Source organism: Arsenicicoccus dermatophilus (genome assembly GCF_022568795.1).
Lineage (GTDB): Bacteria > Actinomycetota > Actinomycetes > Actinomycetales > Dermatophilaceae > Arsenicicoccus > Arsenicicoccus dermatophilus.
The window spans coordinates 493,065-517,396 of sequence record NZ_JAKZHU010000001.1 but is presented as its reverse complement, the minus strand read 5'-3'; the positions used below and the strand labels follow the sequence as shown (position 1 = coordinate 517,396).

29 protein-coding genes and 1 tRNA gene are annotated in these 24,332 nt (G+C 74.9%); 22 read left to right on the top strand and 8 right to left on the bottom strand.

All coding sequences use genetic code 11. From position 1 onward, the window contains the following. Positions 1-3: 3 nt before the first annotated feature. The 9 genes from MM438_RS02530 to MM438_RS02490 all read left to right on the top strand — a co-directional run bounded on the left by MM438_RS02530 (position 4) and on the right by MM438_RS02490 (position 8,024). Positions 4-1,365, top strand: coding sequence for a cryptochrome/photolyase family protein (locus MM438_RS02530; RefSeq protein WP_241450421.1), 1,362 nt, complete (start codon positions 4-6; stop codon positions 1,363-1,365). Between the two features lie 131 nt (positions 1,366-1,496). Next, positions 1,497-2,174: a class I SAM-dependent methyltransferase gene (locus MM438_RS02525; RefSeq protein WP_241450419.1), complete on the top strand. Its 678-nt coding sequence runs from the start codon at positions 1,497-1,499 to the stop codon at positions 2,172-2,174. Further along, positions 2,171-3,193, top strand: a complete 1,023-nt coding sequence (locus tag MM438_RS02520) for a hypothetical protein (protein WP_241450398.1) — start codon at positions 2,171-2,173, stop codon at positions 3,191-3,193. The genes MM438_RS02525 and MM438_RS02520 overlap by 4 nt, the downstream gene beginning before the upstream one ends. Continuing rightward, positions 3,177-3,944 (top strand): glycosyltransferase, encoded by a 768-nt coding sequence (locus MM438_RS02515; protein ID WP_241450395.1) that lies wholly within the window; start codon positions 3,177-3,179, stop codon positions 3,942-3,944. Before MM438_RS02520 ends, MM438_RS02515 begins: the two co-directional genes overlap by 17 nt. A gap of 8 nt (positions 3,945-3,952) precedes the next feature. Further along, the gene (locus tag MM438_RS02510) at positions 3,953-4,930 is read left to right on the top strand and encodes an SDR family NAD(P)-dependent oxidoreductase (RefSeq protein ID WP_241450393.1); all 978 of its coding nucleotides are present in this window, start codon (positions 3,953-3,955) and stop codon (positions 4,928-4,930) included. Next, on the top strand, positions 4,930-6,471 hold the full coding sequence (locus tag MM438_RS02505) for an ATP-dependent DNA ligase (RefSeq protein WP_241450375.1): 1,542 nt from the start codon (positions 4,930-4,932) through the stop codon (positions 6,469-6,471). Before MM438_RS02510 ends, MM438_RS02505 begins: the two co-directional genes overlap by 1 nt. After that, complete coding sequence (locus MM438_RS02500) at positions 6,468-7,226, top strand: phosphodiesterase (RefSeq protein ID WP_241450365.1); 759 nt, start codon at positions 6,468-6,470, stop codon at positions 7,224-7,226. The genes MM438_RS02505 and MM438_RS02500 overlap by 4 nt, the downstream gene beginning before the upstream one ends. Continuing rightward, the gene (locus tag MM438_RS02495; protein ID WP_241450364.1) at positions 7,223-7,702 is read left to right on the top strand and encodes a pyridoxamine 5'-phosphate oxidase family protein; all 480 of its coding nucleotides are present in this window, start codon (positions 7,223-7,225) and stop codon (positions 7,700-7,702) included. The genes MM438_RS02500 and MM438_RS02495 overlap by 4 nt, the downstream gene beginning before the upstream one ends. Positions 7,703-7,796: 94 nt before the next feature. Beyond that, complete coding sequence (locus MM438_RS02490; RefSeq protein ID WP_241450362.1) at positions 7,797-8,024, top strand: hypothetical protein; 228 nt, start codon at positions 7,797-7,799, stop codon at positions 8,022-8,024. Positions 8,025-8,162: 138 nt separating this feature from the next. On the opposite strand, the gene MM438_RS02485 is transcribed toward MM438_RS02490, so the two are convergent. Further along, positions 8,163-8,540, bottom strand: a complete 378-nt coding sequence (locus MM438_RS02485) for a hypothetical protein (protein ID WP_241450360.1) — start codon at positions 8,538-8,540, stop codon at positions 8,163-8,165. Between the two features lie 153 nt (positions 8,541-8,693). On the opposite strand from MM438_RS02485, the gene MM438_RS02480 reads away from it, so the two are divergent. The 6 genes from MM438_RS02480 (at position 8,694) to MM438_RS16595 (ending at position 13,696) form a co-directional block, all read left to right on the top strand. Next, positions 8,694-10,190: a phytoene desaturase family protein gene (locus tag MM438_RS02480; protein ID WP_241450358.1), complete on the top strand. Its 1,497-nt coding sequence runs from the start codon at positions 8,694-8,696 to the stop codon at positions 10,188-10,190. Continuing rightward, positions 10,187-11,071: a phytoene/squalene synthase family protein gene (locus MM438_RS02475; RefSeq protein WP_241450356.1), complete on the top strand. Its 885-nt coding sequence runs from the start codon at positions 10,187-10,189 to the stop codon at positions 11,069-11,071. The genes MM438_RS02480 and MM438_RS02475 overlap by 4 nt, the downstream gene beginning before the upstream one ends. After that, positions 11,068-11,397 (top strand): lycopene cyclase domain-containing protein, encoded by a 330-nt coding sequence (locus MM438_RS02470; protein WP_241450355.1) that lies wholly within the window; start codon positions 11,068-11,070, stop codon positions 11,395-11,397. Before MM438_RS02475 ends, MM438_RS02470 begins: the two co-directional genes overlap by 4 nt. Then, positions 11,394-11,714, top strand: a complete 321-nt coding sequence (locus MM438_RS02465; RefSeq protein ID WP_338155495.1) for a lycopene cyclase domain-containing protein — start codon at positions 11,394-11,396, stop codon at positions 11,712-11,714. The genes MM438_RS02470 and MM438_RS02465 overlap by 4 nt, the downstream gene beginning before the upstream one ends. Further along, positions 11,711-12,577 carry a prenyltransferase gene (locus MM438_RS02460; RefSeq protein WP_241450341.1) on the top strand — a complete coding sequence of 289 codons (867 nt, stop codon included), beginning with the start codon at positions 11,711-11,713 and terminating at the stop codon, positions 12,575-12,577. The genes MM438_RS02465 and MM438_RS02460 overlap by 4 nt, the downstream gene beginning before the upstream one ends. A 120-nt stretch (positions 12,578-12,697) precedes the next feature. Next, positions 12,698-13,696, top strand: a complete 999-nt coding sequence (locus MM438_RS16595; RefSeq protein WP_241450340.1) for a C1 family peptidase — start codon at positions 12,698-12,700, stop codon at positions 13,694-13,696. 160 nt (positions 13,697-13,856) lie between these two features. Here MM438_RS16595 and idi read toward each other — a convergent pair whose 3' ends face one another. Genes idi through MM438_RS02425 form a run of 4 tightly spaced genes read right to left on the bottom strand, consistent with a single transcriptional unit; the run spans position 13,857 to position 18,773 of the window. Further along, the gene (gene idi, locus MM438_RS16590) at positions 13,857-15,329 is read right to left on the bottom strand and encodes an isopentenyl-diphosphate Delta-isomerase (protein WP_338155494.1); all 1,473 of its coding nucleotides are present in this window, start codon (positions 15,327-15,329) and stop codon (positions 13,857-13,859) included. Next, the gene (locus tag MM438_RS02440; RefSeq protein WP_338155493.1) at positions 15,326-16,558 is read right to left on the bottom strand and encodes an NAD(P)/FAD-dependent oxidoreductase; all 1,233 of its coding nucleotides are present in this window, start codon (positions 16,556-16,558) and stop codon (positions 15,326-15,328) included. Before MM438_RS02440 ends, idi begins: the two co-directional genes overlap by 4 nt. 44 nt (positions 16,559-16,602) lie before the next feature. Next, positions 16,603-18,060 carry a tryptophan-rich sensory protein gene (locus MM438_RS02430; RefSeq protein WP_241450339.1) on the bottom strand — a complete coding sequence of 486 codons (1,458 nt, stop codon included), beginning with the start codon at positions 18,058-18,060 and terminating at the stop codon, positions 16,603-16,605. Next, positions 18,057-18,773, bottom strand: coding sequence for a CPBP family glutamic-type intramembrane protease (locus tag MM438_RS02425; RefSeq protein WP_241450331.1), 717 nt, complete (start codon positions 18,771-18,773; stop codon positions 18,057-18,059). The genes MM438_RS02430 and MM438_RS02425 overlap by 4 nt, the downstream gene beginning before the upstream one ends. A gap of 31 nt (positions 18,774-18,804) precedes the next feature. Between MM438_RS02425 and MM438_RS02420 the strand changes: the two genes are divergently transcribed. Further along, positions 18,805-19,188 (top strand): DUF3253 domain-containing protein, encoded by a 384-nt coding sequence (locus MM438_RS02420; RefSeq protein ID WP_241450323.1) that lies wholly within the window; start codon positions 18,805-18,807, stop codon positions 19,186-19,188. A gap of 6 nt (positions 19,189-19,194) precedes the next feature. After that, positions 19,195-19,686, top strand: coding sequence for a MarR family winged helix-turn-helix transcriptional regulator (locus MM438_RS02415; protein ID WP_241450321.1), 492 nt, complete (start codon positions 19,195-19,197; stop codon positions 19,684-19,686). A gap of 47 nt (positions 19,687-19,733) precedes the next feature. On the opposite strand, the gene MM438_RS02410 is transcribed toward MM438_RS02415, so the two are convergent. Then, positions 19,734-20,588 (bottom strand): SDR family oxidoreductase, encoded by an 855-nt coding sequence (locus MM438_RS02410; protein WP_241450316.1) that lies wholly within the window; start codon positions 20,586-20,588, stop codon positions 19,734-19,736. 202 nt (positions 20,589-20,790) lie between these two features. Here MM438_RS02410 and MM438_RS02405 point away from each other — a divergent pair, with 202 nt between their 5' ends. From MM438_RS02405 to MM438_RS02395, 3 genes are all read left to right on the top strand, one after another. Continuing rightward, complete coding sequence (locus MM438_RS02405) at positions 20,791-21,501, top strand: GAF and ANTAR domain-containing protein (RefSeq protein ID WP_241450314.1); 711 nt, start codon at positions 20,791-20,793, stop codon at positions 21,499-21,501. Positions 21,502-21,600: 99 nt separating this feature from the next. Then, positions 21,601-21,674: transfer RNA gene (locus MM438_RS02400), tRNA-Lys, on the top strand. A gap of 79 nt (positions 21,675-21,753) precedes the next feature. Continuing rightward, positions 21,754-22,149 carry a DUF952 domain-containing protein gene (locus MM438_RS02395; protein ID WP_241450312.1) on the top strand — a complete coding sequence of 132 codons (396 nt, stop codon included), beginning with the start codon at positions 21,754-21,756 and terminating at the stop codon, positions 22,147-22,149. On the opposite strand, the gene MM438_RS02390 is transcribed toward MM438_RS02395, so the two are convergent. Continuing rightward, entirely contained in the window at positions 22,059-22,799 is a 741-nt protein-coding gene (locus MM438_RS02390; RefSeq protein WP_241450310.1) for a spermidine synthase, read from the bottom strand. The two genes, MM438_RS02395 and MM438_RS02390, sit on opposite strands and share 91 nt — an antisense overlap. Positions 22,800-22,885: 86 nt before the next feature. On the opposite strand from MM438_RS02390, the gene MM438_RS02385 reads away from it, so the two are divergent. Then, complete coding sequence (locus MM438_RS02385) at positions 22,886-23,176, top strand: hypothetical protein (RefSeq protein ID WP_241450308.1); 291 nt, start codon at positions 22,886-22,888, stop codon at positions 23,174-23,176. Between the two features lie 126 nt (positions 23,177-23,302). Here the strand turns inward: MM438_RS02385 and MM438_RS02380 are convergent, their stop codons facing one another. Continuing rightward, the gene (locus MM438_RS02380; RefSeq protein ID WP_241450306.1) at positions 23,303-23,485 is read right to left on the bottom strand and encodes a hypothetical protein; all 183 of its coding nucleotides are present in this window, start codon (positions 23,483-23,485) and stop codon (positions 23,303-23,305) included. Between the two features lie 173 nt (positions 23,486-23,658). On the opposite strand from MM438_RS02380, the gene MM438_RS02375 reads away from it, so the two are divergent. Beyond that, positions 23,659-24,279 carry a hypothetical protein gene (locus tag MM438_RS02375; protein ID WP_241450298.1) on the top strand — a complete coding sequence of 207 codons (621 nt, stop codon included), beginning with the start codon at positions 23,659-23,661 and terminating at the stop codon, positions 24,277-24,279. The last annotated feature ends 53 nt before the right edge of the window (positions 24,280-24,332 follow it).

The following is a 24,332-nucleotide window of genomic DNA, read 5'->3' as shown; positions in this document are numbered from 1 at the left end:
CCCATGACGAGCCTGCTGTGGCTGCGCCGCGACCTGCGCCTGGCCGACCATCCCGCCCTGCTGACCGCCGCCGACGACGGCGACGTGGTGCCGCTGGTCGTCCTCGACCCGGCGCTGGACCGGGCGGGCGGGCCGCGCCGCGAGGCCTATCTCGCGGCCATCGCCGCCCTTGCCGACAGGTGCGAGGGGGCCCTGGTCGTGCGCCGTGGCCGCCCGGTCGACGTGGTGCCCGCCGTCGCCGCGGAGGCCGGGGCCCGGCGGGTGCACGTCTCCGCCGACAGCACCCCCTACGCCCGGCGCCGGGACGCGCGGGTGGGGGCCCGGCTGGCGGAGGCGGGTCGCGAGCTCGTGCCGACCGGGTCCCCCTACGCCGTGGGCCCCGGCGTCCTGACCACGGCGGCGGGCGGTCCCTACCGCGTCTTCACGCCGTACAGCCGTGCCTGGCGCGACCACGGCTGGCCCGCCCCCGCGCCGATCCCCGCCGGGCTGCGGTGGCGCCGCGGGATCGCGAGCGAGCCCGTCCCGCAGCACGACTCGCTGCACCCGGCGGGCGAGGAGGCCGCGCGCAGCGCCTGGGCGGAGTTCCTCGACGGACCGATCGAGACCTACGCCGAGGACCGGGACCGACCCGACCTCGCGGGCACCTCGATGATGTCCATGCACCTCAAGCAGGGCACGATCCACCCGCGCACCCTGCTGCACGACCTAGCCCGGCTGGACGCGCGCGGCCCGGTCGCCGAGTCCGTCGAGCGCTACGTCACCGAGCTGGCCTGGCGCGAGTTCTACGCCGACGTGCTGTGGCACCGCCCGGACTCGGCCTGGGGCGACCTCAGGGCGGCCTTCGCGGCCATGGAGCACGACGACCCCGCCACCGACCCGCAGGTGGCCGCGCTGCTGGAGCGCTGGCGCGAGGGCCGCACCGGTTTCCCGCTCGTCGACGCCGGGATGCGCCAGCTGCGCGAGACCGGGTGGATGCACAACCGGGTGCGGATGGTCACCGCGTCGTTCCTGGTCAAGGACCTGCACGTGTGGTGGCCGCATGGCGCACGGCACTTCCTGGACCACCTGGTCGACGGCGACCTCGCCTCCAACAACCACGGCTGGCAGTGGGCGGCGGGCACGGGCACCGACGCGGCGCCGTACTTCCGGGTCTTCAACCCGGTCGAGCAGGGCAAGCGGTGGGACCCGAGCGGGGACTACGTGCGGCGCTGGGTCCCCGAGCTGGCGCACCTGCCCGGGAGGTCGGTGCACGAGCCGTGGAAGGCCACGGACGGCCTGGCCCACGGCTATCCGCCACCCTGCGTGGACCACGCCGAGGAGCGACGGGAGGCCTTGCGTCGCTACGACGCCGTCCGGGCCGTGTGAGATGCCCGGCCCCGGCGCAGGGTTTCCCGGGTGACCGCCGGGGGTAGGTGCTGGAGCAGAACGATCACGGAGCCTCGAGCCTGGTGGGCCCCTGAGCGGGACGTCGTCGTCCCGACAGACCAGGAGGCACCATGGGCAGCACCGACTGGGAGGCGCGCTATGCCGCCGATCCCGACCCCTTCGACGTGCGCACGAGCTGGTACGAGCGGCGCAAGATCCAGGTCGTCCTCGCCTCGCTGACCCGCGAGCGGTATGCCGTCGCGTGGGACGCCGCCTGCGGCACCGGGGATCTCGCGGTCGAGCTGGCGCAGCGCTGCGGGTCGGTCCTCGCGTCCGACGCGTCGACCACGGCCGCGCAGCTCGCCGCCGAGCTGGCCTGGCAGCAGGGGATCTCGGCCGTGACGACCGCGACCCACGCGCTGCCGGACCCGCCGCCCGCCGACGACCTCGACCGTCCGGTCGACCTGGTCGTGCTCTCCGAGGTCCTGTACTACCTGCCCGAGCAGGACCGCGCCGCCACGGCCCGCACGGTCCTGGACCTGCTCGCGCCCGGCGGCGAGGTGGTGAGCGTCCACTGGCGCCACCACCCCCACGACGCGCACCTGTCCGGCGCCGACGCCACCGCCGAGCTGCACGAGGCGCTCGACGCCGGCGGCCTGACCCGGGCCGTCCACCACGACGACGCGGACTTCGTGTCGGCCCACTGGACCCGGCCCGGCGACGCGGCCGAGCCGGGCACCGAGCCGGGCACCGAGCCGCCGCACGCTCCGACACCCGAGGACGCCACCACCGAGGAGGACCCCCGATGACCGCCGCCACCTGGACGACCCTGGCCCCCGTCCCTGCCCCGCTGCTGCCCGCCCAGGGGCTCGGCGCCGACGCCGCCCGACGCACCCCGCTGCTCCACGAGCTCGTCGCCGCGCGCCCCTGGGCCGACCTGACCTGGCCGCAGCTGCTCGACGCGCTCGTGGCGCTGGGCCGCACGGACATCCCGCTCGCCCGGCTCACCGAGGGGCACGTGGACGCGCTGCGGATCCTGCGCCAGGCCGGACGTGCGCCGATTCCTGGTGCGGTGTACGGCGTCTGGGCCTCCCGCTCCCACGCCACCGGGGTGCAGGCCACCCCCGCGGGCGACGGCTGGCGGCTGGACGGGACGCTGCGCTTCGCCTCCGGGGTGGGGGTCCTGGACCGGGCGCTGCTGCCGGTGTGGCTGGACGACGAGCGCTCGGTGCTGCTCGACGTGGACGTCTCCTCGTGGACCGGCGACGCGGCGTCCTGGCACACCCCGGCGATGCTGGCCTCGCAGTCCTGGACCGTCCGGGTCGCGGACGTCCAGGTGCCCGCCGACGCGCAGGTGGGCGAGGAGGGGTGGTACCTCGGGCGGCCCGGCTTCTTCCCCGGCGGCGTCGGGGTGGCGGCCGTGTGGGCCGGGGGCGCGGTGCGCGTCGCCGACCTCACCGCCCGCGCCACCGAGGGCGCTCCCCCAGCCCCGGCGCGGGTGGTCCGCTGGGGTCGCGTGCGCACCGAGATCGGCTCGGCCGCAGCGCTGCTCGCGACCGCCGGGGTCGCCCTGGAGGTGTCCGAGCAGGACCCGGCCGGCAGCCCGGCCCGCGGCGCCGGCGGGCGCGGCCAGGAGCTGTCGACCGAGGTGCGGGCCGGCGTCGCCCGCGCCGCCCGCGCGATCCTCGCCGAGTGCCACGCGCTCGCCGGCCCGGCCGGGCTGGCCTACGACCCCGACCTCGCGCAGGCGGTCGCCGACCTGGACCTCTACGTCGCCCAGCAGTCGCGCGACGGCGACGAGGGCTATCTCGGTGGGCTCCCTCGCTGACCGGCTGCTCGTCGTCGTGCCCGCCCACGACGAGGAGCGCCGTCTCCCCACCGCCCTCGCGGCCCTGGACCACGCGCTGGCGCAGGCGCTCGCGGCGCGCGAGGTGGACCAGGTCGAGGTGGTGGTCGTCGCCCACCGCTGCGCCGACGCCACCGCGCAGGTCGCCCGCGGGCACCGCTGGTCGGCCGGCGTGACCACCCGGGTGGTGGTCGACCCGGGCTCGGAGACGGTGGGCGAGGTCCGCGACCACGGGGTGCGGTCCGCGCTCGGGCGCGGTCGTGCTCCCGGCATACCGGCCGACACCTGGCTGCTCTCCACCGACGCCGACTCCGAGGTCCCGGCCGACTGGGTCCGGGGGCTCCTCGCCGTCGCCCGGGACCGTCAGGCCCAGGCGGTCGCGGGCCTGGTCGAGCTCGTCGACTGGCAGGCCACCCCCGCCGCCCGCCGGGCCTACCAGCGCATCGTCGAGGCCGGGGTCACCGGACCGGACACCCACACCCATGCCTACGCCGCCAACCTCGCGGTGCGGCTGGACGCCTATCTCGCCGTCGGCGGCTTCCCGGCCGTCGCGCACGGCGAGGAGGCCTCCCTGCTGGCGGCGCTCGTGGCCGCCGGGCGCCCGATCACCAGCACCCGCGCCTGCGTGGTGCGGACCTCGGGTCGGATGCCGGGACGGGCGGTCGCCGGCCTCGGTCACCTGCTGCAGACCCTCGGTGACCCTGCGGAATGCCTGGCGGCAGAGGGGGTATGACGACCACCATGAGCCTTCGCACGCAGCCCCCCACCGCCCCCGTCAGCGGCCGCACCCCGGTCGCCCTCGTCGCGGGCGCCTCCCGCGGTCTGGGCCTGCTCGTGGCCCGTGACCTCGGTCGCCGCGGCTTCCGCGTCGTCCTGCTCGCCCGCGACGGCGCCGAGCTGGAGGACGCCCGCGTCCGGCTGGCCGCCGAGGGCCTGGACGTCCACGCCCGCCCCGGCGACGTCACCGACCACGAGGGCATCGAGGCGGTCGTCGCCGAGGTCGAGCGCGAGGTCGGCCCGATCACCGTGGCCATGCACGTCGCCGGGATCATCCAGGTCGGCCCGCTGGACGCCACCGAGCGCGGGCACTTCGAGCAGGCCGTCGACGTCATGCTGTGGGGCCCGATCAACGTGGCGCTGGCCGTCCTGCCCGCCATGCGCGAGCGCCGCCGCGGCCGGATCGGGGTGGTCACCTCGATCGGCGGCAAGGTCAGCGTTCCGCACCTGCTGCCCTACTCCACCGCGAAGTTCGGGGCCGTCGGCTTCACCGAGGGGCTGTACGCCGAGCTCGCCGGCACCGGGGTCACCGCGACCACGATCGTGCCCGGCCTGATGCGCACCGGGTCGCACCTGCAGGCACGGTTCATCGGCACGGGCGCGGCCAAGGAGTACGCCTGGTTCGCCCCCGGCGCGTCCCTGCCGCTGCTGTCGATCAGCGCCGAGAGCGCCGCCCGGCAGATGGTGGACGCGACCCTGGCCGGCGACGCCGTCGCCCTCGTCTCGCCGATGAGCAAGGTGGCCGCCCGCGTGGCGGGTCTCGCCCCGGGCACGACGACCCGGCTGCTCGGCGTGGTGAGCCGGTTGCTGCCCTCCGGGGAGGCCGACGGTCGCACGATCACCGGGCACCAGGCCCGCGCCGAGCTCGACAACCCGATCGTGGACCGGCTGACCACCCTCGGCGACCGCGCGGCCCGCCGCAACAACGAGCACCACCGCTGATGGCGCTGGCTTACGTCGACCTGGTCGCCACGTCCGCGGCCGTCGCCGCCACCCGCTCGCGCACCGCCAAGACCACCCTGCTCGCCGAGCTCCTGCGCCGCGCCGAGACCGGTGAGGTCGGGGTCGTGGCCGCGCACCTGGCGGGGGTCCTGCCGCAGGGCCGGGTCGGCGTGGGCTATCGCACCATCTCCGCTCCCCCGCCGCCGGCGGCCGCACCGAGCCTCACCGTGGCCGGGGTGGACGAGGCCGTCACGGCGCTCGCCGGGGTGAGCGGCTCCGGTTCGGCGGCCGCCCGGGCCGAGGCGCTCGCCGCGCTGCTCGGCGCCGCGACGCCGGCCGAGCAGGACTTCCTGCGCGCCCTGCTCGTCGGCGAGCTGCGCCACGGCGCCCAGGAGGGCTCGCTGGTGGCCGCCGTCGCCACGGCATACGACCTGCCGGAGGCAGCCGTGCGCCGGGCCGCGATGATGGCGGGCCACCTCGGACCCGTCGCCGAGGCCGCCACCACCGGCGGGCTCGCTGCGGTCGAGGTGATCGGGCTCGAGGTCGGGCGGCCGGTGCGGCCCATGCTCGCCAAGGCGGCCCCCGACGTCGCCGAGGTGTATGCCGACGGCGACCGCGAGCGCCTGGTCCAGGGCAAGCTCGACGGGATCCGGATCCAGGTGCACCGCGACGGCGACACGGTCCGGGTCTTCACCCGCAGCCTGGACGACATCACCGACCGGGTCCCCGAGGTCGTCGAGGTCGCCCGCGCGCTGGACGTGCGTCAGGTGGTCCTCGACGGCGAGGCGATCGCGCTGCGGGCCGACGGGCGGCCGCAGCCCTTCCAGGTGACCGGGGCACGCACCGCCTCCAGCGCCGACCCGCAGCGGCTGCGCGAGCGGACCCCGCTCACCACCTACCTGTTCGACGTGCTGCACCTGGACGGCGCGGACCTCGTGGACCTGCCCCAGGCCGAGCGCGACGCCGTGCTCGCGCGGATCGCCCCGGACCACCTGGTGCCCAGCCTGGTGACCGCCGACCCGGACGAGGCCGCGGCGTTCTTCGCCGACCTGGTGACAGCTGGGCACGAGGGCGTCGTGATCAAGGATCTGCAGACCCGCTACGCCGCCGGTCGCCGCGGCACCGGGTGGACCAAGGTCAAGCCCCGACACACCGTCGACCTGGTCGTGCTCGCCGTCGAGTGGGGCAGCGGGCGGCGGGCCGGGCTGCTGTCCACCATCCACCTCGGGGCGCGGCTGCCCGACGGCGAGGGCTTCGCCATGCTGGGCAAGACCTTCAAGGGGATGACCGACGAGATGCTCGCGTGGCAGACCCGGCGCTTCCTGGAGCTGGAGACCCACCGGGAGGGCGGCGTCGTGCACCTGCGACCCGAGCAGGTCGTGGAGGTCGCCGTCGACGGCATCCAGACCAGCCGCCGCTATCCGGCGGGGATGGCGCTGCGGTTCGCCCGGGTGCTGCGCTACCGCGACGACAAGACCGCCGCCGAGGCCGACACCGTGGACGTGGTGCGCGCCCTGCACGCCGGGCAGGAGTCCTCATGAGTCGCGCCGTGATCCGTCGCGCGCCCGGGCTTGACGCCTCGCCCTCCGGGCCGGGCCGTCGACCCGCGGGGCCGGGCCCTCGGCCGGCCGGCGTCGTCCTCGCCGCCGGCGGGGGCGCGCTCCTCGCCGCGACCTTCGGGCTCGCAGCGCTCGTGCGCCGGGACAAGCCGCTGCACGCCTACGGCCGGGTGACGTCGGGCAGCCTGGTGCTGACCGGCGCCCCGATCCCGTGCGGGGTCCCGCTGCTCGACCGCGCCGGGTCCTGGCCGTGCACGGTGCGCGCCTCGCGGACCGCCTCGCTGACGCACCAGGGCCCCGACGTCATGGGGCTCGCCCTGCGGGTGGACGCCGCCGGCCACGACGGCGACCACGCCGACCTGCTGCTGGCGAGCACCGGCACCGGGACGGTCACGCGCCACCTGCTCGCCGTGCGCCGCCGGGTCGAGGACGGTCCCCTGACCACGCTCCTGCCCCAGCGAGGGGCGAGCGGTGACGTGCTGCTGCGGCTGGACCCCGCGGGCTCCTCGGCATACGACCTGTCCTGGAGCCGCGCCCGCGGGGCCTGGCACCGCCTCGGCCGGCTCGAGCTCCACCTGCCCTGGGGCCCGGACGAGCCGCTGCGCTTCGCCCCGGTCGACCACCCCCTCGCGGGCCTCACCCAACCCGGCTGGGTCCGGGCCCTGCGCCACCCCGCCTATGCCGCCGCCCGGCGGCTCACCGACCCCGCACCACCACGACAAGGAGCAGCGACATGACCGACGAGCAGCAGCAGAAGGTCGCCGAGATCATCAGGAGCACCCGGATCGCCATGATGACCCACGTGGACGGGACGGGCCGCCTGGTCTCCCACCCGATGGCGACGCAGGACGTGGACTTCGCGGGCACCGTGCTGTTCGTCGCCGAGCGGCACAGCCAGAAGTGCCTCGACCTGCAGGCCAACCCGCAGGTCAACCTGGCGTATGCCGGGAACGGCGCCTGGGTGTCCCTGTCCGGCACCGCCCGGATCGTCGACGACACCGAGCGACTGAAGGAGCTGTGGGGCACCTTCACCGACGCCTGGATGGAGGGCGGCCCGGACAACCCGGAGAACGTCCTCGTCGAGGTCACCGGCGACACCGCGGAGTACTGGGACGCCCCTGGCGGCAGCAAGGTCGTCCAGCTCGCCAACCTGGTCAAGGCCGCCGTCACGGGCAAGCGGGTCGAGGGCGACAACGAGGTCGTCGACCTCTGACCGGCAGCCGACCACGACTGCCCCACCCCGACCCGTCCCACCAGCACCGAATCCCCAGCACCAGCCCCGTTCCCAGCCAGCAGGAGGAAGCACCATGACCGACGACCACGAGACCCAGGTCGCCAAGGACGAGGCCGTCGACGCCGTCGTCGAACGCGTCGGGTCCTGGCAGGACGGCGCCGAGAAGGACACCGTCGCCGAGGAGCTCCGCAAGGGCTTCGACGAGGCCGAGGTGGCCGTGCCCGAGACCGACGTGGACCGGCTGGCCGAGCAGATCCACGCCGACGGCACGGCGGACACCGAGGGCGTCCAGGCCGACTGACGTCCCACGCCCACGACGACGCCCTCTCCCGGTCGATCCGGGGGAGGGCGTCGCGAGGTCGAGCACCGAACCGGCCCGGCGCAGACGCCGGGACGGGCGCCGGGACGGGCGCCGCGTCGGCGTCGGCGTCGGCGTCGATCAGGAGTAGGCCGGGCGGTCGTGGTGCTCCGGGTCCTCCGAGCCCTGGACGTCGGTCGCGTGCGTCGCCGGGGTCCAGCTCGGGTCGCCGAGCAGCACCCGGCCGGTGTCGGTGACCACGGTGACCTCGTCGGCGTTGCGGAGGTTCTCGGCCATCCGGGCCACGACCACCTCGGGCTGGGGAAGCCCGGCCTGCTCGAAGGCGCGCGCGAGGTGGGGCTGCAGGTCCACGTCGTCGGCCTCGTGCTGGACGACCTGGGCGATGGTGGCGACGAGCCGGTCGAGCTCGGTCCGGTCGAGGCGGCCGACGAGCGCGTCGTCCAGGCTGATGATGGCGTCGCGGCCGTGGTGCTCGTGGCCGTGCTGGATCTGGGGCATGGCGTCTCCTCCTGGCGGGTGACCCGGCGAGGCGCCGCCCTGCGGTCGGACTCGCACGACGGGTCTTTTCATTATCTAATCATTCCATGATCGAAACAGGATGCGTCGTCCCTGCCAGCACGCGCGGATCGCGCCGGACCGGGGTGCTGGAGCATGGCTGACGTCCTGGTGATCGGGGCCGGGCTGGCCGGGCTCTCGGCCGCCTGCCACCTGCGCGGGCGCGGCCACCAGGTGACCGTCGTCGAGCGCGGCAGCGGGCCGGGCGGCCGCGCCGGACGCTCCACCCACGGCGGCTTCACCTTCGACACCGGGCCCACGGTGATGACCATGCCGGGCCTGCTCGACGACGCGCTGCAGGCGGTGGGCACCTCGGTCGCCGACCTGGTGCCGATGCGGGTCCTGGACCCGGCCTACCGCGCGCGCTTCCACGACGGCAGCGAGATCCGGGTGCGGCACGGGCACGAGGCGATGCGCGAGGAGATCCGCCGCACCTGCGGCGACCGAGACGCCGTGGCCTTCGACCGCTTCGTCGCCTGGCTGCGCGAGCTCTACGCCGTGGAGATGCCGCACTACATCGACCGCAACTTCAACTCGCCGCTGGACCTGGCCCGCCCCCTGGGCGCCTCGACGACCCTGCTGCGGCTCGGGGGGCTGCGGCGGCTCGGGCCCACGATCCGCGGCTTCTTCCACGACCGGCGGCTGCACCGGCTGTTCACCTTCCAGGCGATGTATGCCGGGCTGCCCCCGGAGACGGCCCTGGCGATCTACGCCGTGATCACCTACATGGACTCCATCGAGGGGGTCTACTTCCCCGACGGCGGGATGGGTGCGATCCCGGCCGCCCTCGACACCGCGGCGCGGCGGGCCGGGGTGGACCTGCGCTACGACAGCACCGTCACGCGCCTGCTGCGCACGGGCAGGCCGGGCGAGGGACACCCGGTCACCGGCGTCGAGCTGACCTCGGGCGAGACCCTGCCCGCCGATGCCGTGGTGTGCACGCTGGACCTGCCGGTGGCCTACGAGCTGCTCCTGCCCGACCTGACCCCGCCGTGGGCGGTCACCCACGGCACCTACTCCCCCTCGGCGGTGGTGTGGCACGTGGGCACCTCCTCACCCGCGCCGGAGCACGTCGGCCACCACAACATCCACTTCGGCCGGGAGTGGGACGAGGCCTTCGAGGCGCTGCTGCGCCGCCGCACCCTGATGCCGGACCCCTCGCGCCTGGTCACCGTCCCGTCGATCACCGACCCCACGCTCGCGGCCCCCGGCGGCACGACGATGTACGTCCTGGAGCCGGTCCCCCACCTCGACGGCGGGATCGACTGGGACCGCGAGGCCGGGCCGATGCGCGAGCGGCTGGGCGAGTTCCTGCACGCCGAGGGCTATCCCACCGACGTGGTCGCCGAGGAGCTCTTCACCCCGCTGGACTGGCAGCGGCTCGGGATGGCCCGCGGCACCCCCTTCGCGCTGGCGCAGACCCTCGCCCAGACCGGGCCCTTCCGCCCCGGCAACCTGGAGCGCCGCGCGCCCGGCCTGGTCCTCGCCGGGTCCGGCACCGTCCCCGGGGTCGGGGTGCCCATGGTCCTGGTCAGCGGCAAGCTCGCCGCCGACCGGGTGGACGCCCTCACGGCAGGCGGACCCGGGCGGTGACCGCGCCCCTGGATCCCCAGCTGCGCGAGGGCTACGCGCGCTGCGCGACGATCACCCGCCGCCACGGCACGACCTACTTCTGGGGCGTCACCCTGCTCCCGGCCGAGCGCCGCCGGCACGTCCACGCGGTCTATGCCCTGTGCCGGGCCGCCGACGACATCGTCGACGCTCCCGAGGCCTCCGCACCGCACCGGGTGCCCGAGACCGAGCAGCGCCTGGAGGCCTTCCGGCGGCGGGTGACCCACGCCGTGCGCTCCGGGCAGGCCCCGGACCCGGTGCTGGCGGCCGTGGCCCGCTCCCTGCGGGACCTCGGGATCGGCGAGGAGCCCCTCGACCGCTTCTTCGGCGCGATGGCCCAGGACCTCACCACCACCACCTACCCGACCTGGGCCGACCTGCGGGACTACATGGACGGGTCGGCCGCCGTCGTCGGCGAGATGATGCTGCCCGTGCTGCGGCCCACCTCCCCCGAGGCGCTCGGCCCGGCCCGCGCGCTCGGCGAGGCCTTCCAGCTGACGAACTTCCTGCGCGACGTCGTCGAGGACCTCGACCGCGGCCGGGTCTACCTCCCCCAGGAGGACCTGCGCGCCTTCGGGGCCGACCCGCACCGCCGGCAGGTGACCCCGCAGTGGCGGGCCATGCTGCGCCACCAGGTCGAGCGCAACCGCGCGCTGTATGCGGAGGCCGACCGCGGCATCCCCCTGCTCCCACCGGCGAGCGCCCGCTGCGTGGCGACCGCGCGCCGCCTCTACGCCCAGATCCTCGACCTGATCGAGGAGGCGGACTACGACGTCTTCTCCCAGCGCCTGGTCGTGCCCACCCGGGTCAAGGCGACCACGGCGGCCCGGGCGCTGCTCTCCCGGCATACGGTGGCTGCGTGAGCGGGATCGCCTATCTCGTCTGCCTGCTCGCATCCCTGGCCGGCGTGGCCACGATCGACCGGCGGTGGCGGTTGTTCGTGTGGCGCAGCCCTCGCGCCGCGCTCACCGTCCTCGCCGTCGGGATGACCTATCTCGTGGTGTGGGACCTGGCGGGGATCGCGCTGGGGATCTTCTTCCGCGGGCAGACCCGCTGGATGACCGGCCTGCAGGTGGCGCCCGAGCTGCCCGTGGAGGAGCTGTTCTTCCTGCTGCTGCTCTCCTGGACCACGATGTGCCTGTGGTGCGGCGGCGAGCGCCTGGCCCACGCCCGGCGGGGGGCCCGGTGACCTTCCTGCTGCTCGACCTGGTCATGCTGGGGCTGGCCGTCGCCGGGGCCTCGTGGGCGGTCCGCGGCCGGCCTGGGCGGGCTCCGGCCCTGGCCCCGCTCGTCGCGGCGGGCGGGCTGCTGGTCCTCACCGTGGTCTTCGACAACCTGATGATCGCCGCAGGCCTGTTCGACTACGCCCCGGAGCGCCGGTCGGGTCTGCTGCTCGGGCGGGCCCCGGTCGAGGACCTGGCCTATCCTCTCGGCGTGCTGGTGCTGCTGCCCGCGCTGTGGCGGCGCCGGCGGACGAGCTCCCCGACCGCCGAGGAGGACTCGTGATCCGCACGATCGGGCGCCTGGTCGCGTCCTCCCGCCCGCTCAGCTGGATCAACACCGCCTATCCCTTCGGCGCGGCCTACCTGCTGGTTGCCGGACGCCTGGACCTGCGGGCGGTGGTCGGCATCGCGTTCTTCCTCGTGCCCTACAACCTGCTCATGTATGGCATCAACGACGTTTTCGACCACGAGTCCGACCTGCGCAACCCGCGCAAGGGCGGCGTCGAGGGCGTGGTCCTGGACCGGTCGCTGCACCGCGCCACCGTGTGGACCGCGTCGCTGCTGCCGGTGCCCTTCGTGCTGTGGCTGCTGGCCCACGGATCGCCGCTCGCCGGGCTGGTGCTGCTCGTCACCGTGGCCGCCGTGGTGGCCTACTCGGCGCCCGGGCTGCGGTTCAAGGAGCGGGCCTTCGTGGACTCGGCGACGTCCAGCACCCACTTCGTCGGGCCGGCGGTCTACGGTGTCGTGCTCACCGGCGCCCACCTGCCCTGGCAGGGCTGGGTCGCCCTGGTCGCGTACTTCCTGTGGGGCGTGGCCAGCCACGCCTTCGGCGCGGTGCAGGACATCGGGCCGGACCGGGAGGCCGGGATCGGCTCGGTGGCGACCGCCGTCGGGGCTCGGGCGACGGTCCGGCTCAGCGCCGCGGCCTACGGGCTGGCCGGTCTGCTGCTCGCCACCACCGGACGGTGGGGGGTGCTCGCCGGGCTGCTCGTGCTGCCCTACCTGTGGATGGTCCGGCCCTACCTGGACCTGACCGACGAGGACGCCCCCCGCGCCAACGCCGGGTGGCGACGCTTCCTGTGGGTCAACTACCTGGTGGGCTTCCTGCTCACCCAGCTGCTGATCGCCCGCTGGCTGCTCGGCTGACGTCCGGGCGCGGCCCGCCGGATCGCGCCGACCTGAGCACGCGATGCCACCGGCGAATACCGTCTTCGGACAACGTCGTTCAGAGTCGAGCCCGCTCGACGGCCGATCCCAGGAGGAACTGTGCACCACCGCCGCGTCGTGACCCTCACCGCCCTCGTCCTGAGCCTCGGCCTGGCTGGCGCCGGCCCGGTCGCGGCAGCTTCCGCCTCGCCCGGGCCGATACCCCCGGCGCCGACCGCGACCGACTCCTTCGCCCCGCCGATGACCCGCTCGGGACCCATGTCGACGCCTCGGCAGCACGCCGGCCTGGACCTCGCCGAGATCGCCTCCCGCCCGCCGGTCACCCGGATCACGACCGTGGGGAAGGTGCCGATGGGCCGCACCATCGCCGCCGAGATCGGCGACCTGCGGGCCTACGTGCTGCCGCCCGGAAACCAGGGCAACGTGCAGTCCTGCGTCGCCTGGGCGCTCGGCTACAGCGCCTACGGGATCCTGATGAACAAGGCCGGTCGAGCGGGAGCCCCCATGGCCCCGATGTACGTCTACTCCCAGGTCAACAACGGCGTGGACCAGGGCTCCTCGGCCCGCCGGTCGTTCTCGGTGCTGATGGACCAGGGCATCGACACCCGGGCGCACTACAGCCACGGTGACTACGACTGGAGCAGCAAGCCGACCCAGGAGGACCGGATCAACGCGGCGAACTACAAGCTCTCCGGCTACCGGCAGATCCCGCTGCGGCCCAGCACGGCGATCCCCGCGATCAAGGCGGCCATCAACAACGGCTATCCCGCCCTGATCGGGATGCGCCTGCGCCAGAACTTCGTCGACATGGACACCGAGACCGCGCGCAGCTACTCGTACACCGCCTCCGGCAAGGTGATCGGCGGCCACGAGCTCGCGGTCGTGGCCTACGACGAGAAGGGCATCACCCTGCAGAACAACTGGGGCACCGCCTGGGGCGACGGCGGCTACTTCACCCTCCCCTGGAGCTTCCTCGGTGCGGGCGACGTGCTCGAGATCTACTCCATGGGCCCGCTCAAGCCGGCCAAGGACCTCGTCCCCGCGCCGACCGGCGCGCCCTCGTCCACGCCGGCAGTGTCCGCCCGGACCGCCCGCTGAGACTGAGGCGTCGAGCCTCGAAAGCCCGCTCGTCGTACGGGGATCGCCCCGCCCGCCTCACGGCCGGCGGGGCGATCCCCTGCGTCCCCCGGCTCGCGCCGACCAGCACGCCACGCCACCGGTCCTGCCCGTCGAGCCAGGCCCAGCTCGTGCGTGGTTGTCAGAACGCGGCGCCCACCGACGCCGCGGGCGGCTGCGCGGCCGGGAACGCCGCCGCAGGTGGCAGCGCCGCCAGGTCGGCGGCCGGCCAGCGACGCGGGTCGTCGGGCAGGTCGGCGAGCAGCACCACCTGCTCGGCGCACCACGGCGAGACCTCCCGGTCGCCCGCGAGGACCCCGTCGCGCAGCGCGGGCCAGGGCTCCCACCAGGTCTCGGCCACCTCGGTGGGGTCGGGCTGCGGGGCGACGGAGCCCGACACCGGGGCGACGTGCACCGGGCACAGCTCGTGCTCGACGACGCCGTCCATCTCTGCGCGATAGGCGAAGTCGGGCAGCACCACCCGCACCTCGTCGAGGGTCAGGCCCAGCTCGGTGCGGGCGCGCCGCCGCACGGCCTCGGCCAGCGGCTCGCCGGGCGCGGGGTGCCCGCACACCGAGTTGGTCACCAGCCCGGGGAAGGTCGCCTTGTCCCAGGCGCGGCGGGACATCAGCACCCGCCCGGCGTCGTCGACGACGTAGCAGGAGAACGCCAGGTGCAGCGGGGTGTCCTCGTGGTGGACCGCGGCCTTGGGGGCGGTGCCGAGGGCCCCTCCCCGGGCGTCGAGCAGGACCACCTCTTCCCGCGACGGCGCGGCCGGACGGACGGGCAGGTCGGCCCACCGGGTCGCCCCGCCTCGGGCGAGCCAGCGCCGCCCCGGGGAGCCACCCTGGGCCCAGCCGCGGCGCAGCGTGCGCATCGCCATGTCGACGCGACGGCGGGCCTGCGCGCGGGACGCGAAGATCCGCCCGGCGACCCCCACCTGCAGACGCGGGTCCAGCCGCACCCGGGCGCCCGGCCCGAGCGCCATCGACAGGTCGAGGTCGTCGTGCAGGTCCGGGTCGGTGCGGCTGACCAGGTGCCGCACCGACTCCCAGGTCGCGCGGCGCAGGGCCATGTTGGATCCCCACAGCGGTATGCCGGCGAGCGCCGAGCCCGTCGCGCCGAAAGCCCCCACGGCATACAGCACGGCGGCGGGGCCGGCCCAGGGAGGAGGCAGGTCGTAGAACCGACCCGGGCCGGTGATCGCGTCGAGCCGGGGGTCCCGCTCGAAGCGGTCGTGGATCCGGGCGAGCCAGTCGGTGGGCACCACCGAGTCGGCGTCGCAGCGGGCGATGACCTCGCCGGTGACGCTGTCGTACCCACGGGCCGCGGCCGCCGGGACACCGCGGACCGGCTCGGTCACGACGCGGGCGCCGTGCCGACGGGCGACGGCGGCCGAGTCGTCGGAGCTGGCGTTGTCGACCACGACGACCTCCCAGGGCGGTCGGGTCTGCGCCTGCAGGGAGCGCAGGCAGCGCTCGAGCAGGGCGGCGTCGTCGCGCACCGGGACCACCACGGAGATCCGCAGGCCCCGGCCTGCGCCACGGCCGGCGTCGGGGCCGACGTCCGTGCGCCTCACCTGGACCGGGCTCGCGTGCTGCCCGGTGGCGGTCATCGGCCGCACCGGGCGGCGACCAGCGCGGCGGCCCGCACCCCGGACACCAGCGCTCCCTGCAGCGACGCGGTGTCCCGGTGATCCCCGCAGACCACCGTGGCCTCGTCCAGCACCAGGGGCTGCCGCAGCTGCACCGGAGGTGGCTGGACGGGCAGGGCGTCGGCCACGTCGTGCCGCACGACCAGCTCCCAGCCGCCGGTGTCGCACGCGTAGAGCTCGGCGAGCTGGGCGCGCACGTCCGCCTCCGTCGCCCGGCAGCCCTCCTCCACCGCGGTGGCCTGCACCAGGTGGCGTCCGGGCGGGGCATAGCTCGGCGCGGCGTTGGTCAGCACGGCGGTGTCGACGAGCGGACCGCGTCGGCTGCGCGCGTCCAGCAGCAGCAGGTCCGTGGCGGTCGGGCGCTCGCCGGTGGCGAACCACCAGGTCACCAGCGGCTTGGTCGCCACGGCGGGCAGCGGGGTGAGCCGACCGACCTCGCGGGGGTCCACGGCCACCACGACCTGCCGGGCCTGCAGACTCTCCCCATCCGTGTGCACCACCGCGCGGGCGCCGTCGCGGCCCACCCGGTCGACGCGCACCCCGGTCCGGACCGGTCGGGAGAGGCGGGACGCGAGCTGGCGCGGGAGCGCCGCCATACCCTCGGCCGGGACCCCGGGCGTCGCCCGGACGAAGGACCGCACGAGCAGCCGCACGTAGGCCGCCGAGGACGAGCCCTCGCTCTCCAGGATCGTGCCGGCCAGGAAGCGCTCGATCACCTCGCGGCGCAGCGGCCCCTGCGCGCCGGAGCGGTCGAGCGAGGAGGCCCAGCCCTCGTCGCCGTCGGCGAGCGCGGCCACGGAGCCGAGGGCGGGCAGCACCCACCGGGCCGCGCCGAGGAGCTGGCGCGGCGTCAGGTAGCCCGAGCGCAGGGTGTCGAGCAGCCGCTCGGGGTGCCGCAGCGGGTCCGCCACGACGGCGCGGCCCTGGTCGCGCAGCACGCCCACCCCGCGTCCGAAGGTCCGCAGGTCCAGAGCCTCGACGTCCACGTCCGAGCGGATCCGCGGATAGGCGGGGTTGAGGACCTGGAAGCCCCGGTCGCAGCGGTATCCGTCGATCACGTCCGTGCGCACCCGGCCGCCCACGTCGTCCCCGGCCTCCAGCACGAGCACGTCCAGCCCGCGCGCGGCGAGCCGTCCCGCGCAGTGCAGCCCGGCGATCCCGGCTCCCACCACGATCACGTCAGCGTCCACGAGTCCTCCTCGGATCGAGCGGTATGCCGGGGAAGCCGGCGGGGTCAGCGGTTGCGGCGGGCGATGGCGGCCGTGAGGACGGTCGCGAAGGCCGTCCAGGCGGCGTAGGGCGCCAGCACCACGGCCTTCTCGGTGCTGACCCGACCCGACCGCCGCACCAGGTCGGCGCTGGACAGGGCGAGCAGGGCGGCCTCGGCGGTGGCCAGGGGCAGCCGGTGCCCGCGGAAGAACACCGCGCTCCACCCGGCGTTGAGCACCAGGTTGGTCCCGAGCGCGGCGAGGTAGGCGCGGCGCTCGTCCGCGCGCCCGGTCTCGGCGAGGTCGGCGAGGCTGAGGGCGCCGATCGCGGCGACGTCGGCGTAGAGCAGCGTCCACACGACCGGGAAGACCCAGCCCGGCGGCTGGATGGCGGGCTGGTCCAGGCGGCGGTACCACCGGCTGGAGGTGTCGGTGGCCAGGCTGCCGAGCGCTGCGGTGAGCGCCACGGCTGCGGACGTGCCGACGAGGGTGCGCTGCCAGCGGCGGGTGTCCTGGCCCTGGGCGGCCGCACGCACGGCGTCCTCGAATCCCGTGGGCCCGCCCGCGGGCTCGCCGACCAGGTCGGCCAGGTCGTGCTCGTCGGCGACGGTGTCGTGCAGCAGGCTGCCGATCAGCGGCTCGGCGAGGGCGTGCGGCACGGGGGTGACCAGGCCGATCCACCGGGCGGCCGCCCGCGGGGTGGTGACCGGCGCGGTCAGGACCAGGCGGGGGCCCAGCCCCACGGCCTCGGCATACCGGCTCATCATCTGGGCGTAGCTGACGACGTCCGGCCCGGCGACGTCGAACTCGCGGTTGTGCTCGGGGCCCAGGTCGGCCGCGGCGACGAGGTAGTGCAGCACGTCGGCGACCGCGATCGGCTGGATCTCGTTGTGCAGCCAGCGGGGACCGACCGCGCCGGGGAGCCGCTCGGCGAGGTGGCGCAGCATCACGAAGGACTGGGAGCCGTCGCCGAGGACCACGCCCGCCTGCAGGACGGCCGTGGGCACGCCCGAGGCCATGAGGATCTGGCCGACCTCGACCCGGGAGGCGAGGTGCTCGGACAGCTCGTCGCCCCGGGGGTGCAGGCCCCCGAGATAGACGATGCGGGTCACCTCGCAGGCGCGCGCCGTCTCGGCGAAGGCTCGGGCCATCTCCCGCTCGGCCTGCTGGAAGTCGTCGGCGTCGCCCATCGAGTGCAGGAGGTACCACGCCACGTCGACACCCTCCAGGGCACGGCGCAGGTCGGCTGCCTCGGTGGCGTCGCCCTCGACGACCTCGACCTGGCCGGCGGCGGCCGGGCCGTCGACGACGCGGTCGCCCCAGTCGGCGTCCTTGACCTTGTCGGCGCTGCGGCTGAGCACCCGGACCCGCCAGCCGTGCTCGAGCAGGGCGCCGACGAGCTCGCCGCCGACGTAGCCGGTGGCTCCGGTGACGAGCCCCAGGCGGGTCTCGTGCGGGTGGGTGGGGGTGGCGGTGGCGGTCATCGGGGCTCCAGGAGGGCCAGGGTCGGTCCGAGGAGCAGCAGCATCCCGACCGACCAGGTGAGGTGGGCGACGATCGGGGCGAGGACGCCCCGGGTGAGGCGGCGCAGGACCGCGACAGCCAGGCCGAGCAGCAGGGCGGCCAGCGCGAGCAGGGGTATGCCGGACAGCGCGGTGACCACGGTGTAGAGGACCGTGGTCACCAGGACGGCCCGGCGACCGCCGAGCGCGTCGTAGAGCGTCCCGCGGAAGAACAGCTCCTCGACGATCCCGTTGACCACGGTGATGGCGAGGACAACCGGCAGCGATCCCCACTCGGCGTGGGCGAGCAGCTGCTGGACGGGCACCCGCAGCGGCGGGACCTGCGCGACGACGGCCGCGCCCAGCAGGAAGACCCCGAGCAGGACGAGCCCGACCCCCAGGCCGAGGAGGGCGAGCCGGGCGCGGTGGTGCGAGTCGTGCTCGCCGGTGGCTCGCAGCGGCCGGCCGGCGAGGCGGGCGCCCAGACCCCACACGACGGCCAGCGCCAGCGTCGCGGGATAGAACAGCGCATCGCCCGGAGCGATCCGCAGGGCCCACGCCAGGGTCGCGGCACCCGCCAGGGTCACCACGGCGGCGACGACCCGTCGTCGGTCCCGCACCCGGGGGTCCTCCCGCTCGGCGACGGCCATCTCGCCGGCGCGGCGCGCGGCCAGCAGGGACAGCCAACGATCCATGTGGCTCACCCTAGCCCGATATCCTTCGACGGTGGAATCATCACCCGCCCGGATCGCCGCACCCGGGGGCGCCCGGCCCGCGCACCGGCCACCGGACCCCTGCCCGGACGCGTCCCCGCGCACCTCGCCCGGGGAGAGGGCCACGGTGGCCGAGACGATCCTGCGACAGCTCGCCGCCCGCTCGCCCGACGCCTCGATCTGCCCCTCCGAGGTGGCTCGCGCGCTGTGGCCGGACGACTGGCGTCCCCGCATGGCCGAGGTCCGCGCCGTCGCGGCCGTCCTCGTCGAGCAGGGTCAGGTGGTGGCCACCCGCGGCCCGGACGCGGTGGACGTGCTCGCCCCCGGCGGACCGGTGCGCCTGCGCCGGGGACCTGGCTGGATCGGGCCTGCCGCACCGGCGCCGTCCGTAGACTGACGGGTAATGACCGACCATTCCCAGGCCTCACGCCCCGACCACCGCCGGCTGCGCCACGCGGTGCGGGAGCTCACCCTGCAGACCCAGGCCTACGTCGCGAAGGCTGCCCACCTGCACGGGATGCACGACGCGGACGTCCACGCCGTGGGCCTGATCCGCGCCGCGACGGACGACCGGGTGCCCACCAGCCCCGGCGACCTGGGCCGGGCCCTCGCCCTCTCCCCCGCCGCCGTCACCGCGATGCTCGACCGGATGGAGCGCAGCGGCCACGTCCGCCGGTCCCGGTCCGACCGCGACGCCCGGCGTGTCGAGGCCGTCCTCACCGACCACGCCCATCGCACCAGCGACGAGCTGTTCTCCCCGCTCGTCCTGGCCTACGACGAGATCCTGCGGCGCTACACCGACGACGAGGTCGCGCTCGTGGCTCGGGTGCTGGAGGAGCTGCGGGCGGCCACCGCGGCGGTCTCCCCCGGCGCCGAGCGGCCCGGCCCGCAGTGAGCAGGACGCCCCCGGCCGGTGCGCCGCAGGCGCCGCCCTACGGCGGGTCAGAAGACCGGCTTGCCACCCGTCACGCCGAGCACGGTGCCGGAGACATAGCTCGCCTCGTCGGACGCCAGGAAGACATAGGCCGCCGCGACCTCGACCGGGTGACCGGCACGACCCAGCGGGGTGTCGGAGCCGAAGCCCTCGACCTTGTCCTCGGCCATCGTCGCCGGGATGAGCGGGGTCCAGATCGGGCCCGGCGCGACCGCGTTGACGCGGATGCCGCGGTCGCCGAGCTCGGCCGCCAGGTTGACCACCATGTTGTTGAGCGCGGCCTTGGTGCCGGCGTAGTCGAGCAGGTGCTCCGACGGCGAGTAGGCCTGCACGCTCGTGGTCACGACGACCGACCCGCCCTCCAGCTCCTGGGCGAGCTCCTGGATCAGCCAGAAGGGGCCGAACACGTTGGTGGCGAAGGTCCGCTCGATCTGCTCGCCGGGGAACTCCTCCAGCGAGCCGTGGGTCATCTGGTAGGCCGCGTTGCAGATCAGCACGTCCAGCCCGCCGAGGCCCTGGACCGCCTCGCGGGCCGCTGCGACGTTGGCCTGCTGGGTCCGCAGGTCCGCCTGGACCAGGATGCAGGTGCCACCGGCGGACTCGACCGCGGCCTGCGTGGCCCGCGCGTCCTCGGCCTCCTCGGGCAGGTGGGTGATGGCGATCGACGCGCCCTCCTTGGCGCAGACGATCGCGGTGGCCCGTCCGATGCCGGAGTCGCCGCCGGTGATCATGATCCGCTTGCCGGGCAGGCGGTCGCGACCGGTCCAACTCTGCTCGCCGTGGTCGGGTGCAGGGGTCAGCTCGGCGACAGTGCCCGGCCAGGTCTGGCTCTGGGGCGGGATCGCGGACAGGTCTGCGCTCATGGCGTGTCTCCAGGGGTATGACGGGCAGGGCGGACCGTGCCCCGCACAGGTGAGGTGCGGGGCCGCGGCCGCTCTGCTGGACCACGGAAGCACCGCTCGGTAGCTCATCGAGTGAACGGCTCTCCCCGCACGTCCGGGGCCATACCCCGGGAAAGCCCCTACGATTCTCCTGACGCCCGCATTCGTAGAGAGGGGACCCACGGTGGCCGAGCCCACCCCGGAGGCGGAGGTCTTCACGACGCTCAACGCCCTGGTGCACGAGACCGACGAGCCCGCGGAGATCTATGCCTCGATCGTGGCCGCCGCGGTCCATCTCGTGGACGGCTGCGACCACGCGGCGATCATGCTCCACCACCACGACCACTACCTGTGCGCCGCGGTCAGCGACGAGGTCGCCCAGCAGGTCGACGACCTGCAGATCGCCGTCGACGACGGCCCCTGCATCGACGCGATCGAGCACCAGGACGACGCCATCCACCACGACCCCGACCTGAGGCACGACCCCACCTGGCCCACCCTCGCCGAGCGGGTGCTCGCCGAGACGCCGGTGCGCGGGATGATCGGGTGCCGGCTGCGGATCGACGACCGCCGAGTCGGTGCCCTCGACTTCTTCGGCGACACCCCTGGCGGGCTCACCGAGCGCTCGGTCGACCAGGCCTCGGTGCTGGCCGCCATGGCTTCCGCCTCGATCGCGACGGTGGTCGCCCGCGAGGAGGCCCGTCACCTCACCCGGGCGCTGGAGAGCTCGCGGGAGATCGGCAAGGCCATCGGCCTGATCATGGCGGCGCGCAAGATCGACGACAAGCAGGCCTTCGAGGTTCTGCGGGCGACCAGCCAGCACCTGAACATGAAGCTCGCCACCGTGGCCGAGGAGATCGTGCGGGGTCAGCGCGCCCAGAGCCGCGCCCGATGACGGCTGCGGTGCTTATGCCGAGCGGCGGTCGTCCCTCCTCTGGCTAGGATGACTGCCTGCAGCGAGCGCCCGGCTCCCATCGGATCCCGCCCGCCGCACGGGCCTCTAGCTCAGTTGGTCAGAGCTGTGGACTTTTAATCCATAGGTCGTGGGTTCGAGCCCCACGGGGCCCACCCTTCCGCGGACGTCGCACCGGCGCCGCGCCGATCGCTCCCGCTCCGACCCACCGGACGGGTGTGGTGCCATGGAGTCATGACCCGTCGCCCCCGCCGCAACGCCGGCAAGCCGCAGAGCGCCGACATCGTCGGCCACCTGACCACGCAGGCCGCGTGGGAGGAGGGCCTCGCCGCGGGCGCCTACACCACCTCGACGTACGGCCGCACGCTGGAGGAGGAGGGCTTCATCCACTGCTCCACCCCCGAGCAGCTCCCGGCCACCGCGCGCCGGTTCTACCGCGACGTGCCCGGACCCTTGGTCGTGCTGATCGTCGAACCGGCCCTGCTCGGCCGCGCCCATCTCAGGATGGCGCAGGTGGGAGAGGAGACCTTCCCGTACGTCTACGGCGCGCTGCCCCCGGAAGCGGTGATCTCCGCGGTGCCCGCGTGGTTCGAGGACGGTGAGCTGAGGATCGGGCGCTCGCAGGCATAGAGCACGTCGGGAGGCACGTCACCGCGCGGCACGTCGTGGCGCACGACGTCGGCATACACCTGGCGCAGCCGCTCCTCGAAGGCCGCGGACGGGGAGGCGGACCAGTAGACGCACCGCCCGCCGGGCGCCAGCAGCCGGGCCACCCGGCGCAGCGCAGGCAGCGCGTAGATCGGGGCGTTGCCGGACGTGACCAGCCACTCGGGGCCGTTGTCGGTGTCCAGCACGATCGCGTCGTAGGTGCGCTCGCAGGTCCGGACGTAGTCCTGCAGCGCCGCCGGCACGATCCGCACCCGGCGGCACTGGCTGGTCGAGAGTCCCCAGTACGCGCGGAACCACCGCTCCCACCAGGTGATGACGAGGGGCTCGATCTCCACGACGTCGATCTCGCCGGCGCCGCTCACGAGCGCCTCGTGCACCGAGGACCCCACCCCCAGCCCGCCGACGAGAAGCCGGGCCCCGGCACCGACGTGGGCCAGGGTGTCGCGCACCATCGCCCGCTCGGACACGGTGACCCGGGTGTCCATGAGGAAGACGCCGTTGGCGACGACCTCCAGGTCGGCTCCGTCCGAGCGCAGCACGAGCTCGCCGTTGACGCCCTCGCCCCGGTCCACCACCATCGACGGACCGCCGTGCTGCTCACCGAGATTCATGCACACAGATGATCCACCACGCATGCCCGGACGGTCGGGAGGGTAGGGGCACGAGTCTCACGAGTCCGCGAACACCTGGAGGAACGATGCCCAGCCCGCTCACCCACCGCGCCGCCGCCCTGGTCCTGGCGCTCGGGGCGGCCACCGCCCCGGCAGTCGCGGGAGCCTCCGGTGCCGTGGCCGCGCCGCAGCCGGCCGCCGTGGTCGCCCTGCCGGCCGACACCTCCACCCCCACCTCGGCACCCTCCAGCACCGCACCCGCGAGCAAGGGCACCGGAGGTGACCTGACCACGGGCTACGTCCTGGGCGGGGTCATCCTCGCCACGCTGGTCGGGCTCGGGGCCTACTTCCTGCGCGGGCGCAAGAGCAAGGGCTGACCCGCCGCCAGGGGCCTGCCGGGCCGCGCGGTGGCCTGGGGCGAGCCGTCCCGCTGCGATCTGCCCCGACGCGACCGGACCGTCGCCTCTCCTGCGGGGAGCGGTGACGGCCCGGTCGGTCCGCGCTCAGGCGCTGCGCTGCTGCGCGCCGCCCTTGAGCTCGATCACGAGATGATCCAGCGCATCGGCCAGGGTGGGCATGGCCTCGCGCACGGTGTCGTGCTGCTGGGCGAGGTAGGCAGGGTCGCTGCCCGTCTCGAGCCAGGCGCGCACCACCTTGTCGAGTGCGGCGAGTCGACGGTCTTCCATGGTGACCTCCTTGTCACGTGTCGCGCTCATCCTGCCATCGCTCGACGGGCGTCGCGGCCCGGGAGGGCCTTCCGCGTCAGGATGTGGTGTGACCTTACCCACCGTGGTTGCGCTGAGTTCCGGCATACGGTCCCGGCTTGGGGAGAGCATCACCGACCGTTACCGTCGCCGCCATGGACATCTCCTTGGAGAGCTTCCACGTCGGAGGTCGCAAGCAGGGCGCGCTGGTGCGTCGCCGCACCGCCACCGAGCTGGACTCGCTCACCGTCTTCCGTGACGACGCCGACCTGCACCTCGCGCGGCTCACCCTCGTCCACCCTGGCGACGTGCGGGCCTGGACGAGCGGCACGTTCACCTCGGCGGCCGGCACCGTCACGCTCACCCGGCCGACCCCGACGACCCTGGAGGTCGGCGGGCGCTCCTGGGCCGTCCCCGCCGACGTCGTCCCGCGCCACGCCGGGCCGGTGCTGCTGGCCGACATGCTCGCCGGCTGCCACACCGAGGTCGAGCTGCACGAGCTCGTGGAGTCCGACCCGAGCGCCCCGCCCGTCGCCGCGCACTTCAGCGTCGGCAACCCCGAGGAGGTCGAGCTGCCCGGCATCGGGCCGCGGTCGCTCGGCACCGTCACCCTCTATCGCGACGAGGTGCCCACCCACCGGTACTGGTTCGACGACCACGAGGTGCTCGCCTGCGACTGGCAGGGCGCCTGGTCCTACCACGTCGACTCCCTCACGGAGCTCCTCGACGGCCTGGACGACGCGGTCGTGGCCGCCGTCCGGGACTTCCTCGCCTGAGCAGACCTCCTGGCCGTATGACGGAGCCCGGCGCCCCCACCTGCTGGTGGGAG

Bases quoted from the DNA above. Each gene is read 5' to 3' on its own strand.
- MM438_RS02390 (WP_241450310.1), bottom strand. From the start codon at position 22,799: ATGAATCTCGGTGAGCAGCACGGCGGTCCGTCGATGGTGGTGGACCGG.
- MM438_RS02430 (WP_241450339.1), bottom strand. From the start codon at position 18,060: ATGACCGCCACCGCCACCCCCACCCACCCGCACGAGACCCGCCTGGGG.
- MM438_RS02425 (WP_241450331.1), bottom strand. From the start codon at position 18,773: ATGGATCGTTGGCTGTCCCTGCTGGCCGCGCGCCGCGCCGGCGAGATG.
- MM438_RS02375 (WP_241450298.1), top strand. From the start codon at position 23,659: ATGGACATCTCCTTGGAGAGCTTCCACGTCGGAGGTCGCAAGCAGGGC.
- MM438_RS02505 (WP_241450375.1), top strand. From the start codon at position 4,930: ATGGCGCTGGCTTACGTCGACCTGGTCGCCACGTCCGCGGCCGTCGCC.
- idi (WP_338155494.1), bottom strand. From the start codon at position 15,329: ATGACCGCCACCGGGCAGCACGCGAGCCCGGTCCAGGTGAGGCGCACG.
- MM438_RS02395 (WP_241450312.1), top strand. From the start codon at position 21,754: ATGACCCGTCGCCCCCGCCGCAACGCCGGCAAGCCGCAGAGCGCCGAC.
- MM438_RS02520 (WP_241450398.1), top strand. From the start codon at position 2,171: ATGACCGCCGCCACCTGGACGACCCTGGCCCCCGTCCCTGCCCCGCTG.
- MM438_RS02530 (WP_241450421.1), top strand. From the start codon at position 4: ATGACGAGCCTGCTGTGGCTGCGCCGCGACCTGCGCCTGGCCGACCAT.
- MM438_RS02380 (WP_241450306.1), bottom strand. From the start codon at position 23,485: ATGGAAGACCGTCGACTCGCCGCACTCGACAAGGTGGTGCGCGCCTGG.
- MM438_RS02525 (WP_241450419.1), top strand. From the start codon at position 1,497: ATGGGCAGCACCGACTGGGAGGCGCGCTATGCCGCCGATCCCGACCCC.
- MM438_RS02500 (WP_241450365.1), top strand. From the start codon at position 6,468: ATGAGTCGCGCCGTGATCCGTCGCGCGCCCGGGCTTGACGCCTCGCCC.
- MM438_RS02385 (WP_241450308.1), top strand. From the start codon at position 22,886: ATGCCCAGCCCGCTCACCCACCGCGCCGCCGCCCTGGTCCTGGCGCTC.
- MM438_RS02410 (WP_241450316.1), bottom strand. From the start codon at position 20,588: ATGAGCGCAGACCTGTCCGCGATCCCGCCCCAGAGCCAGACCTGGCCG.
- MM438_RS02415 (WP_241450321.1), top strand. From the start codon at position 19,195: ATGACCGACCATTCCCAGGCCTCACGCCCCGACCACCGCCGGCTGCGC.
- MM438_RS02485 (WP_241450360.1), bottom strand. From the start codon at position 8,540: ATGCCCCAGATCCAGCACGGCCACGAGCACCACGGCCGCGACGCCATC.
- MM438_RS02510 (WP_241450393.1), top strand. From the start codon at position 3,953: ATGAGCCTTCGCACGCAGCCCCCCACCGCCCCCGTCAGCGGCCGCACC.
- MM438_RS02480 (WP_241450358.1), top strand. From the start codon at position 8,694: ATGGCTGACGTCCTGGTGATCGGGGCCGGGCTGGCCGGGCTCTCGGCC.
- MM438_RS02490 (WP_241450362.1), top strand. From the start codon at position 7,797: ATGACCGACGACCACGAGACCCAGGTCGCCAAGGACGAGGCCGTCGAC.
- MM438_RS02495 (WP_241450364.1), top strand. From the start codon at position 7,223: ATGACCGACGAGCAGCAGCAGAAGGTCGCCGAGATCATCAGGAGCACC.